This window comes from Dolichospermum sp. UHCC 0259 (genome assembly GCF_009711935.1).
Taxonomy (GTDB): domain Bacteria; phylum Cyanobacteriota; class Cyanobacteriia; order Cyanobacteriales; family Nostocaceae; genus Dolichospermum.
Genome location: NZ_VIKX01000303.1, coordinates 38,471 through 50,456 on the forward strand (window position 1 = coordinate 38,471; position 11,986 = coordinate 50,456).

Consider the following 11,986-nt stretch of genomic DNA (forward strand, 5'->3'; position numbering starts at 1 on the left):
ATTGATAATTTTGAATTTGTGATGAATTTAGGAGTTAGGATAAAGAATATTTTCTCATCCATTCCCTATTTCCTATTTCCTGTTCCCTATTTAATCATTTTCTTGGCCAGCTAATCATAGGATCTATAGCTAGTTTTTTGGATACTTCATAAGCACCATAACGATTGAGATGACTAGGATCTGAAAAGTAATCATTTGCTTTTGGCCATAGCTGACTTAAATCACGATAGATAAATTGAGGATAATTATTGGTAAAGGTTAATAAATACTCTTGAAACTGTTGCTCATATTTGGTGCGTACAGGATCTAAATAATCTGAAGTAAGAGGCATATTCACAAAAACGAGAGAGATATTATTATTTTTGGTAAACTCTAACATGGAATGGAATGCCTGATCTTGTTTACCTGCTAATTGAAAAGATTTATAATCATTATCGTAATCTCCAGAAACTTTGGGATGTTGTTGATAGTATGTGGTGGGATTATAGCGAATAGATAAAGGTAAGAATCCATCAAAATCAACTCCTGGAAGTGAAGCATTATTATCTATTTCTGAATCCTGAGTGATCTGATTTTTTGATTTAACTGGAGAATGTTGATAGCTAAAAGGTAGATATTGAAGTTGTTTTCGGAGAAGAATTTTAATTTGATCACGGTTTTTATAACTAGCAGATAAATTAGCTACAGACTGATTTAACCAATCGTTAGTGGTTTGATAGATATTAGTATCTTCTATTTTGGGTTTATCACTAATTTTTTCTGTTGGATCTTCTGGGTTTTCATTACCTTCATTAGCTTTGACTTTTGTTTGAGATTTCTGTAATATTTTTTTGTATCCTGGTGAGGTTTCAATGGCATTGAAAGTGATATCTTCTCTACCATTATTAAAGGCACGAGAACCATCTGCCCATAAAATTAATTTTGGTAGTTCTTGCGGTTCTAAAACTTGACGGATGAGGACATCAACGACTTGGGCTGTTGCTCCATTAATGCCAAAGTTAAATATATCAATATTGCTATGATTTTGGGAAGCTAAAGCTTTAGAAAGGGCTACAGGATCAACTCCTCTCAGTGCGCGAGAAGAACCAATAATTAAGACATCTGGGGGACGTTTTTTTGTGGCTAACCGCTGCTTATATAGAGCTAATTGTTCATCTAATTGCCTAGCATTAAAGCTGGGCATTTGTGATCTGGCTGCTAATAAAATAGCTGTAGAAGTGGCTTTTTCTTTTAATGGCCCGGCTGGCAAATTTCCTGATTGAGCGTTGTTATCATTAATAAATCCAGAAGCATTAAAAGCAGATGGATCATTATTAAGTATTTCTGTTGTCCCTGGTTGATTTAAAAATGATGTTTTCTGATTATTTGGTGATTCTAAAGATGCTTGTGAGGATAAAGGATAACTAATATTATTGGTGTTTTTTGGTGAATTTTTAATAGTATGCGCGACAACGTAGCCTAACATAAAATCACTTTGTAAAGCGAGAAATAATCCTAATGCTAACCAAATCATCCCACTGCCAATCCCTTGATTATCGGGATTTTCGTCTATTTCCTGATTAGATGGTGTAAATATTTGACTGTTTAAAAGTAAATTTCTGATTGATTTATTGGTATTAATCGCCCAATTTTTTGTTGTTTCCTTGATAAAACTTTTTACTTTTTCATTGGTTAAATCGGGACGCAAAATTTCTTCACTGGTTTCATCTATGATTAGAGAACTTACATATTCTGATGTAGCGGCAAATTCTGGTGTTGCTTCGGGAACTAATCGAGAACGTTCTTCTAGATTAACTCCATGATGCCATACGGGTTCTTTATCACCAGCACGACGACCATAAACACGGACACCAGTAATACCAGAAATTTTCAGTTGGCGGATAAATTGAGTCACTTTACTAGAAACTTGATGGCGTGTAGGACAAACGGGAGCATCACACATTATGTGTAATAAGTCTTCTTTGCGAACTATTAGTACCCGGATACCACCTGTTTTTAGTCGCCAATCTAGGTTGGGATTGAGTAGTCGCTCTAGTAAAAAAATGATGGCTGGTTGATCACCTGCACGGGCAAGCTCCAAGGGAGATGTGAGTAGGAAGGGATGCTCAGATGCCGGTAAAGATACCCAATCTATCCAAGTTGGTTGTTTATCTGTGGTTTTTTGTCCGTATATGGCGGCTGAGATAATGGATTGAGGAGCAATACTTTCGAGTAGAGGGACAATGGCTTGTAGTGCGGTTGTTTTGTCGGGTGCGGGTGCGGTTTCTAAGGGGTCAAAAGCTGGGGTACAGAAGATGTGTAAGGTAGATTCTTTGAGGGAAGTTTGCAATGCTATTTTGAAGCCTAATAATTCTTCAGTTAATATTCTAGCGATCGCTTGCACATCTCCCCACCGCGCCCATTCTTTTAACATCACCTCTGGCGGTGTCAAATCTACTCTTACTCGCCAATCTGGATCTATTTCTCCTCGAACTTGGGCAACAATAATGGCATCCTGATAACCAACAAGTTGCAAATTTCTGAGCTTTTGGGCTACCGTTTCTGCCAATAATGATGGATCAGGGCTATAGCTAGACTGACAAAATACCCAAAGACGATTAGCAACAGTCAGAGAGTTATTTTTCGCCGGATAGGGCTTAATTTTTACCTGTATTGCTATACCTAAATGGCTGAGATGTTCACTTAAATAGCGAGCAATGGCATCCCCATCTCCTTGACGTGCCAAACTTTCATTAGAGATAATCAACGAGCCGCCGGGGCTTATAGGCGCTTCTGTCTGTGCCAATAGTGCCTGTTCTACCTGTTCCAAATGTCGCTCCAGTTGATTCAAGTACACCCGATGACACCATTCAGGACGGTGTTCCCCTTTTTTTCGACCATAAATTAATACTTGGTATATTGACGGTTGTTCGTCATTGGTGAGGGTATCTACATCAGTTTGCTGTAGTGCTTGCAATAACTCCGACAAGGTTTGCCAGCGTTGTGGACATTCAGCGTTTTCACAGAGAATATGTAGGTCATTACCTAGCAATCGGACTTTTACTCCGAAAGTATTTATACCTGTTGCTTGGCTTACCCATTGCACTAAGGAATTTTGACGATCATCAAGTAATACTGTTTTCATGGGCGGTGGAATTTAACAGCAAGGTTGTATGGGGTAATTTCGGCTATACTTGTCAACTAGAATCCTAGAATTATCACATTTTGCCATTTTTTTTAAATAATTTTATTACCTTCGCAGCTTGCAAAATTGACAAAGATGGTGCTATGGAATAATTCACCGAGTCAGGAGTAGGAGCGTATGGTCTGCTTCCGGTCAGGAGTCAAGTACCTTCCGTAAGTCCTAACATAAAAGATGACTGATATTGTGCGGTATTACCAGACACAAGAATACTTTTAACCTTTTTCAATATTTCCTGTTACATATTTCTATTGTTAACATTGATGTAATATACCGTAGGCATAGCTCTAACGTTGTTGCACTTTGATAAATTCTCGCTCCTGAACTAAACATTGACTTTTTTACCTATTTTACTTGTGTACTAATTACTAAGAATTACAATGCTATCCGTAAACCAACAGTCATTTTCCCAATCTGGATTAAATTTGATTCCATTCACGATTTCTCCATCTTGTCTTTTACAAGTTGGCACAGTATATATATTGATGCTAGTTATAGCTCAAAAAGCTACAAGTGAGGCATTAATCAGCTTGGGTGAAGCAAGTGAAGAATTATTGCGAGGCGATCGCTTACCTATCCTCCCTTTTCCAGATGCTAATAAATTAGACAAGGATTAGAAATTCATACGTAGGATTAAAGCGTATTTTCATGATGAATGCCCAGAATAGACCCCAATTACCGATTCCCTCTCATTTCAACCCCACAAAAGTTGGTGAAGTTTGGCGTGTACCTTATCAACAATGTGCTGCTGAAGCTGAAACTTATGCCAAACAACAAAACATCCCAGCAGCAGCTTTAGATAAAAACCGCATTTGTCTATTATTGATAGATGTCCAAAATACTTTTTGTATTCCTGATTTTGAATTATTTGTAGGCGGACAAACGGGAATTGGTGCAGTTGAAGATAATCGCAGACTGTGTGAATTTATTTATCGCAACTTGGGAATAATTACCCAAATTATTCCCACATTGGATACTCACACAGCGATGCAAATCTTTCATCCTATATTCTGGGTAAATTCCCAAGGAGAACACCCAATACCAGCCGCAACCAACATTACACCCACAGATATTGAAAACGGTATTTGGCAAGTTAATCCAGCGGTTGCTAATAGTCTCAATCATGGTGATTATGACTTATTAGCAAAACAGGCTTTTCATTATGTTCAACAACTCAGCCAAGATGGAAAATACCCGTTAACAGTGTGGCCTTATCATTCTATGTTAGGTGGAATTGGTCATGCTTTGGTTTCATCAATAGAGGAAGCAATATTTTTTCATAGTATCGCCCGTCAAAGTCAAATCCAATTTGAATTAAAAGGGGAAAATCCGTTAACAGAAAATTATTCTATTTTACGTCCCGAAGTTTTAATAGGATTTGATAATCAACCCATTGGACAAAAAAACACAAATTTAATTAAACAACTTTTAGAATATGATGCGGTGATTATTGCTGGACAAGCTAAAAGTCATTGTGTTGCTTGGACAATTGACGATTTATTAACAGAAATTAAACAGGTAGATCCTACCCTCACAAAGAAAATTTATCTTTTAGAAGATTGCACTTCTCCTGTTGTCGTTCCTGGTGTAGTTGACTATACAGAACAGGCTAATAACACATTTGCTAAATTTGCAGAAGCGGGAATGCACATTATTCAATCAACTGAAGAATTGGTAATTGGTAATTGGTAATTGGTCAGTGGTTGGTTATTTTATTCTTCCTTCTTCCTTCTTACTCCTGAACTCCTGAACTCCTGACTCCTGACTCCTGACTCCTTGACTCCTGACTCCTTGATTCCTGACTCCTCACTTTAAAAATTCCTGGGGATTTTTGGCTTCCCAACCTAAATAACCGCTAGAACGCATTTCAAAATGAAGATGGGGTTGAGTAGAGGTTGGTTGTCCTGTAGTTCCCACTGCTCCCAAAATATCGCCTTTGTTGACCGTTTGACCTAAAGTAACTTTGATGCTGTCAAGTTGGGCGTAACGGCTTTGTAAGCCACCTGCGTGGTTAATAATGACTAATTTGCCGTAGCTACCCTGTTCCTTGGCAAAGACGACGATTCCAGGAGCGATCGCTGCCACAGGAGTATTTACTGGTGCTAACAAATCTACACCACTATGAAAGAAAACGTCTCCTGTTACCGGGTGATATTGCCAACCATAAGCTAATCCAAACTCTGTCACACTCGGTAAGGGATAACCAGCAATGCTTTCAGGAGGGGTACTAGGAGCGGTAGCAATTACCTCAGCAGCAGGAGTAGTAGTAGTATTAGTTACCCCTGGAAGTATTGGTAAAAAGACAAATTTAGGGGTTTTCTGACAACCATTGATTTCAAAGACTGTATCTGGACGAACTTTATATTTAGATGCGATTTGTCGCCAGCTTTGATTACGAGGAACTTCCACAACAATGCCATTAAAAGGCAGGATTTGCAATTCTGTACCCGGACTTACCACCCCGTTCTTCACAGATGGATTGATGCCAATAATGGTTTCTGGTGATAGATTATAGCGACTAGCTATACTTGCTAAAGTTTCACCAGGATTAACTTGATGACGTTGAATACGAGCCAAGACGGGAACAGGACAATTCCCGGTTTTAGCATTAACGCTTTGTGATTGTAATAAGGTGGATAATAACCCTAACGTGCTAAATAAGCTCAAAAAACATAGTGAACGATAGGAAAATTTCATGTAAATAAGTCCAGAAATCGCTAATTTTTAGATTTTAGTGGGGAATTGTTAAAGATAGGATAAAGTTTTTCCTCTATCTTTCTACTATCTATTTTGAGTAAATTCATGATGAAATCTAAGAATTAGGAGTCAGAAGTCAGGAGTCAGGAGTCAGGAGTCAGGGGGAAGAATTAGATTCACAGTAGGAATAGTCTCAAAGTTATAAGTAAATGAACGGTTTCAACGCTTATTCCTTGCACGTAATTCACCTTTTTTAATACTGAAACTCTTAATATATCTAGATTTTCGGTTTATATGGCTAATGCTACGTTATTAGCAAGCCCTAAATATGGTTCTCGAATATGCTGACAAATTTTTGATATTTATGCTCAGATAATCTGTTCACTGAACGTTTGCTTGATTACACTAAATATATACAGCAGATGGCAAATCAATGAAGTACAGGATCTAAATTCAAAGCCTAACAGCAAAACGGTTTTACTTCTTCCTTCTTTTTTCTTTTTTCTTCCTTCTTTCTTTCTTTTTGACTTCTGACTCCTTCTTTCTTCTTCTGACTCCTGACTCCTGACTCCTGACTCCTGACTCCTGACTTCTGACTCCTTCTAACTATGAATGTATCTTGGAAACAACTGGCTGTGTATCTAGGTTTGGTGGTAATTGGTTCTGGTGGTGGTGTATTTGTTAGTCGTTATTTTTGGACGCACAATCTTTCATTTCAACAGTTAAAAAATGTGGCAGTAACTTTACCTGCTGAGTCTATTGTTCCTCAACCTGTCAATGGCATACCTAACACTCCGGGAAGTGATAATATCAATTTTATCGCCACTGCTGTCGGTAAAGTTGGCCCTGCTGTTGTGCGAATTAATGCAATTCGTAAAGTATCAAATCCAATAACTGAGGCTTTTAAAAGTCCCTTATTTCGGCGTTTTTTCAAAGATGATGAACAAACTATACCTTCGGAAAAAATTGAGCGAGGGACGGGTTCAGGATTTATACTCAGCGAAGATGGTAAATTAATAACTAATGCTCATGTAGTAGAAAATACAGACACGGTTCGAGTCACCCTCAAAGATGGGCGGAGTTTTGAGGGGAAGGTGGTAGGGGTTGATACGGTGACAGATATAGCCGCAGTCAAAATTTCCGCCCATAATTTGCCAATAGTCAAGTTAGGTAATTCCCAAAATTTAATTCCTGGACAATGGGCGATCGCTATTGGTAATCCATTAGGCTTAGATAATACTGTTACCATTGGCATTATCAGCGCTATGGACAGAACTAGCGCCCAAGTAGGCGTTCCTAATAAGCGCGTGAGTTTTATCCAAACAGATGCCGCCATTAATCCTGGCAATTCTGGTGGACCGCTCTTAGATGCTCAAGGACAAGTTATTGGCGTAAATACTGCTATCCGTGCTGATGCTCAAGGACTTGGTTTTGCTATCCCCATTGAAACCGCTTTTCGTGTAGCTAATGAACTATTTACCACAGGAGAAGTTGCTCACCCTTTTTTAGGAATCGAGATGATAGACATTTCCACAACGACAAAAGAGCGACTGAAAGCAGAAGATCAACTAGACGTTCAGCAAGACGTGGGAATTGTCATCAGAAAAGTCCTAGAAAAATCACCAGCACAAACGGGAGGATTACTTCCTGGTGACGTGATTCAAAAAATTAATGGTAAACAAATCAAAATTGCGGCTCAAGTCCAGAAGATAGTCGAATCGAGTACCGTTGGTGACATTCTTGCCATAGAAGTCAACCGCAATGGGAAAACTCAAGTCTTTAAAGTCCGTTCGGGAAATTATCCTCAATAGTAGAGAACAGGGGGAGTTGGGGAGTTGGGGAGGTAGGGGAAGTAGGGGGAGTTGGGGAGGTAGAGGAATAATTGTTCTTTGTTCTTCCTGATCTTCTGACTCCTGACCCTTCGACAAGCTCAGGGCATCGCTCCTGACTCCTAACTCCTACTGATTGGATAAATGTTCCAATTGCATCCTCTGTTCCATTTGGCGGAGAAAATAACCTGTCATCATTGCCGATGCTAGTAGTCCCGCTAGATTATCCCGGTCTGTGGTAATTTGCACATTAAAATGTTCTGTCGGTATCACTCCCACGAGTCCTTGGACGTTCTGGGAAATGATTTGTTTAATTTCGGGGCTGACAGCTTGGGCGACACGGGCTAAAACTTCAGGAGATTGATGCTGTAAATATTTCAGTAACTGATTTGGGTTGTCCCCAAAGCGATCATTCAGAAGTTGATTAGGGTGTTGCTCAGAGTCGTCTTGCAAAAAGTCAGGATCAAACACCATTGGCGATTTATATTAGCTTAACTGCTGATTTTACTCTAAACCATATTCATAGGGTAGCGTATTTTCTACAGAGAAAAGGGAATAGAGAATAGAGAATATAGCGGTATGCACTGGAATAAGATACAGAATCTACAGTAAAAGTTATATGCTAAGAGACTTCTGACTCCTGACTCCTGACTCCTGCTATAGTTTTTTAATTTTGAATTGTTTCCTCCTCTGCCTCTAATCCTGCTAACTCCAGTTCTAGTTGTTGTTCTTTCGCTGGAATTGCCAAAATTTGGGGTAGTTGTTCGATTTGAAAATACTGATGAAATTTTGGTGTTATTTGCAGGGAAAAGGAGCGAGAATCACTCTCTCGGCGTTTGCGAACGAAACCGGATTCTACCAATTCTTGAACGTGCTGATAAGCTCCCGACCCCCGTAAATTAATCAATTCGCTTTGCAATATGGGATTATGGAGGGCGATCGCGGCTAATGTCCGTAATGCCCCGACTCCAAGTTCTACTGGTATTATAGTTTGCACTAGATCATGAAATTCTGACCGCAGTTGTAAACTATAACCATGTTCAGTTTCTACGACTTCTAAAGCTGTATCTCGTCGGGAATAATTCTCAATTAGTTCGATAATTCCTTCTTCTGCTGTGAGGCGATCGCATTTCGCGTATTCAGCAATTTCACTTAGAGACAAGGGTTTACCCTTTAAATAAAGAATCGCTTCTATTTTGCCGGCTATAGGTATATTCTTGGGCATTTGTCAGTTGTCAATGGTCAGTGGTCAGTGGTCAGTTGTCAGTTGTTATTAGCTATTCTCTATAACTAAGTATAAATTCGGCGATCGCTAGATCTTGAGGAGTGGTAATTTTTAAATTAGTCTCTTCTCCCGAAACTATTGTCACCTCAATACCGCATTTTTCAAACAATGCCGCATCATCAGTCACTTCCCAACCTTGACGGATACCTTCAGCATGGCACTGTTTTAACAATTTGACATCGAACCCTTGGGGGGTTTGAGCCGCCCAAAGTTGTTTACGCTCTGGCGTACTTCTAATTATGCCATTATCATCAACAACTTTAATGGTATCTTTGACAGGTACAGCCGCAATTAAGCCAAAACAATTAAGAATTGCCTCAGAACAAGCGTTAAATAAATCTGGGGTTGCCAAACAACGAGCGCCATCATGAATCAATACCTGTTTCGCATGACTTGGCAATGCCTGTAAGCCATTATAAACTGACTCTTGACGGGTAGAACCACCAGAAATTAATTCTATTGTTTTTTTCAGCTTTAAGTCAGCGATAATAGACTTGAACTCGTCCCAATCTTGAGGTTGAGAAACGATTCCTATCCAACTAATAGAACTTGCGGCTTCTGTCGCCAACAAAGTCCAAGCAATCAAGGGTTTTGAGTGTACCTGTAATAAAAGTTTATTACGATCAGCACCCATTCTTTTGCCACTTCCAGCGGCGGGAATTAGTAAATGCACAACTTTTCCTTAATCTTTAATTAAATAAATTCAAAATACCCATTGTTGCAGAAGAACTTCACTCACAAAATCTAAAAACTCTTCTTCTTTCTTCTTTCTTCCTGACTCCTGACTCCTGACTCCTTGATTCTCAATACCTATATTCTCCTAAAATATAAAACGATAAACGTTAATAAATATTATGCGTGTAGTAGCCCTTGTACCTGGTTCAATTGATAACCAAATTCTTTTTTTTGCCACTCTTGATGATCTTAAGCGTTATTATCCCGACGCGCAGATAGATGTCATTGTCGAACCCAAGTCAAAGGCTGCTTACCGAGTCAGCAAGTCAGTTCATGATGTATTAACTTTTGACTACAAAGATCGGAATAGTTTAGCTGATTGGGGTAACTTAGTTGGTATGATCCGCGATCGTGAGTATGATGTCGCTATTATTGTCGGACAAAGTTGGTTAGTAGGCTTGCTAATGTGGTTAACAGGAATACCCACACGCATTGGCTACCAAGGACAAGGTGCGGTTTTTTTGACTAATCCCATTACACCCAACCTATCCCAATATGTGGCAAAAGTGTACCATGACCTACTCAAACCTTTAAAGATTAATACTTCTTGTCCACCCCTATCAGTAAATGTGCCTAAAGTAGACATTGAATGGGCGCAAGAGGAACAAAAGCGTTTAGGCGTAAATGAATCAGGCTTTATTCTCATCAATGCGGGTGAAACTAATTTAGATACAACCTACCCTTTAGAAAGTTGGCAAAATATCATTGCAGCTTGCCAAGAAAAACAACCAGATTTACCCGTTGTTGTCATTAAAGAAGCTGATAATGAGTTGTTTGTGCGCTCAATTTTAGAACATTGTCACAATATTAAAGTTACTTCCCCCGATGATATTGGTAAATTAACCGCCATCATTGGTGGTGCTAGTTTAATGTTGTCTGTAGAAAATAGTCTTCTGCAACTGAGCATAGCGGTAGAAACATATACAATAGCCTTGCTTAATTCTACTGATTCAGAAAAATTATTACCTACAAGTGAAAAAGTCTTAGCTATTACCTCACCCACAGGAAAGTTAGCAGATATTGCACCCCAAATAGTCTTGGAAAAAATTTGGGGAGGTTAGCTATTATCAATTTTGGAGTCAGGAGTCAGGAGTCAGGAGTCAGGAGTCAGGAGTTAGGAGTCAGGAGTACCCCTGTTAAGGTGTACTAAGAAATGAACTAATAAAAAGCTGAAACCCTTGCTAAAAGAGGAATAGGAGCACTATTAACCGAAAAAGACAGCAAAAGTTGTCAAGTACACAAACAATTCAATATGAGATGATTTGAGTGAAAGTAGAAATGATGTGGGTGTTGTATCATGCTGAGTCCAATATTTGAACGGTTTGCCGAAGTATCACCAATCACAGTAATGCTAAGAGCAACATTAGAAAGAATATTTAGCGCAGAACTTCTAGATGAAATATTTGAAGCCACAAGAAAAAAGCAATACACCCAAGAGTTATTGTTTTCAACAGTAGTAGGAATCATGAGTTTAGTAGTGTGCAACATCCGGCCATCAATAAGTGCAGCATACAAAGCATTTGAAAAAGAAATTGGAGTATCGCGTGTAGCTTTTTACAGCAAAATAAATGGAATTGAGCCACAAGTATCTCAAGCATTGTTACGCTACAGTAGCAATCAATTAGCACCGATAGTAGAAGAATTAGGAGGAAAACAACCAGAAATATTACCTGGTTATCGAATCAAAATCATTGATGGTAATAATTTGGCAGCTACGGAACATCGATTATCGGTTTTGCGTAACGTTGAAGGCGGACCATTACCGGGGAAATCCCTCGTAGTCATCGACCCAGTTTTAATGCTAGCAATTGACCAATTTCCCATCGAGGATGCTTACACGCAAGAAAGAGCTATATTCAATGAAGTGCTGGAAACTACAGTAGCACGAGACGTTTGGGTGGGGGATAGAAATTTTTGTACCTGTGGATTTTTAGTAGGTGTGGCGCAAAGAGATGGATATTTCGTCATTCGCCAACATGCTTCCATGCCCTATCAAGTATTGGAGGAATTAAAGGAAGTTGGTGATTCACCAACTGGCAAAGTTTTTGAACAAGATGTCGAAATTAAATGGGAAAACCTGGTAATTACTGCTCGTCGTGTGGTTGTTCGTTTAAAGGAACCAACTCGTGATGGAAATGCAGAAGTGGCTGTATTTACCAATCTCATCACAACAGATGCCAGTGCTACTTTAGTTTCACAAATTTACCTTAAACGTTGGACAGTGGAAGGCTTATTCCAAGTTTTGACTGATACTCTAGA

General features: G+C 39.1%; 10 protein-coding genes. 5 read left to right on the forward strand and 5 right to left on the reverse strand.

Features of this window, described 5'->3' with window-relative positions; genetic code table 11:
* Positions 1-94 precede the first annotated feature (94 nt).
* Positions 95-3,124 carry a DUF1574 domain-containing protein gene (locus FJR05_RS24615; protein ID WP_168646532.1) on the reverse strand — a complete coding sequence of 1,010 codons (3,030 nt, stop codon included), beginning with the start codon at positions 3,122-3,124 and terminating at the stop codon, positions 95-97.
* 437 nt (positions 3,125-3,561) lie between these two features.
* On the opposite strand from FJR05_RS24615, the gene FJR05_RS24620 reads away from it, so the two are divergent.
* A complete protein-coding gene (locus tag FJR05_RS24620; protein WP_168646533.1) occupies positions 3,562-3,798 on the forward strand; it encodes a hypothetical protein in 237 nt (78 codons plus the stop codon).
* Positions 3,799-3,832: 34 nt separating this feature from the next.
* On the forward strand, positions 3,833-4,873 hold the full coding sequence (locus FJR05_RS24625; protein ID WP_168646542.1) for an isochorismatase: 1,041 nt from the start codon (positions 3,833-3,835) through the stop codon (positions 4,871-4,873).
* Positions 4,874-4,987: 114 nt separating this feature from the next.
* On the opposite strand, the gene FJR05_RS24630 is transcribed toward FJR05_RS24625, so the two are convergent.
* Entirely contained in the window at positions 4,988-5,878 is an 891-nt protein-coding gene (locus FJR05_RS24630) for a M23 family metallopeptidase (RefSeq protein ID WP_168646534.1), read from the reverse strand.
* Between the two features lie 608 nt (positions 5,879-6,486).
* Between FJR05_RS24630 and FJR05_RS24635 the strand changes: the two genes are divergently transcribed.
* Positions 6,487-7,689 carry an HhoA/HhoB/HtrA family serine endopeptidase gene (locus FJR05_RS24635; RefSeq protein ID WP_168646535.1) on the forward strand — a complete coding sequence of 401 codons (1,203 nt, stop codon included), beginning with the start codon at positions 6,487-6,489 and terminating at the stop codon, positions 7,687-7,689.
* Positions 7,690-7,836: 147 nt separating this feature from the next.
* On the opposite strand, the gene FJR05_RS24640 is transcribed toward FJR05_RS24635, so the two are convergent.
* The 3 genes from FJR05_RS24640 to ispD form a co-directional block, all read right to left on the reverse strand.
* Positions 7,837-8,181 carry a DUF760 domain-containing protein gene (locus FJR05_RS24640; protein WP_168646536.1) on the reverse strand — a complete coding sequence of 115 codons (345 nt, stop codon included), beginning with the start codon at positions 8,179-8,181 and terminating at the stop codon, positions 7,837-7,839.
* A gap of 193 nt (positions 8,182-8,374) precedes the next feature.
* Entirely contained in the window at positions 8,375-8,932 is a 558-nt protein-coding gene (scpB, locus tag FJR05_RS24645; protein WP_168646537.1) for an SMC-Scp complex subunit ScpB, read from the reverse strand.
* 52 nt (positions 8,933-8,984) lie between these two features.
* Positions 8,985-9,665, reverse strand: a complete 681-nt coding sequence (gene ispD, locus FJR05_RS24650) for a 2-C-methyl-D-erythritol 4-phosphate cytidylyltransferase (protein ID WP_168646538.1) — start codon at positions 9,663-9,665, stop codon at positions 8,985-8,987.
* Positions 9,666-9,846: 181 nt separating this feature from the next.
* Here ispD and FJR05_RS24655 point away from each other — a divergent pair, with 181 nt between their 5' ends.
* Together FJR05_RS24655 and FJR05_RS24660 are read left to right on the forward strand one after the other, a co-directional pair.
* Entirely contained in the window at positions 9,847-10,788 is a 942-nt protein-coding gene (locus tag FJR05_RS24655; RefSeq protein ID WP_168646539.1) for a glycosyltransferase family 9 protein, read from the forward strand.
* Between the two features lie 236 nt (positions 10,789-11,024).
* A partial coding sequence (locus FJR05_RS24660) for a transposase (RefSeq protein WP_168646540.1) occupies positions 11,025-11,986 on the forward strand: 962 nt, incomplete at its 3' end.

Coding starts and splice junctions, on each gene's coding strand:
- FJR05_RS24615 (WP_168646532.1), bottom strand. CDS start 3,124: ATGAAAACAGTATTACTTGATGATCGTCAAAATTCCTTAGTGCAATGG.
- FJR05_RS24620 (WP_168646533.1), top strand. CDS start 3,562: ATGCTATCCGTAAACCAACAGTCATTTTCCCAATCTGGATTAAATTTG.
- FJR05_RS24625 (WP_168646542.1), top strand. CDS start 3,833: ATGAATGCCCAGAATAGACCCCAATTACCGATTCCCTCTCATTTCAAC.
- FJR05_RS24630 (WP_168646534.1), bottom strand. CDS start 5,878: ATGAAATTTTCCTATCGTTCACTATGTTTTTTGAGCTTATTTAGCACG.
- FJR05_RS24635 (WP_168646535.1), top strand. CDS start 6,487: ATGAATGTATCTTGGAAACAACTGGCTGTGTATCTAGGTTTGGTGGTA.
- FJR05_RS24640 (WP_168646536.1), bottom strand. CDS start 8,181: ATGGTGTTTGATCCTGACTTTTTGCAAGACGACTCTGAGCAACACCCT.
- scpB (WP_168646537.1), bottom strand. CDS start 8,932: ATGCCCAAGAATATACCTATAGCCGGCAAAATAGAAGCGATTCTTTAT.
- FJR05_RS24655 (WP_168646539.1), top strand. CDS start 9,847: ATGCGTGTAGTAGCCCTTGTACCTGGTTCAATTGATAACCAAATTCTT.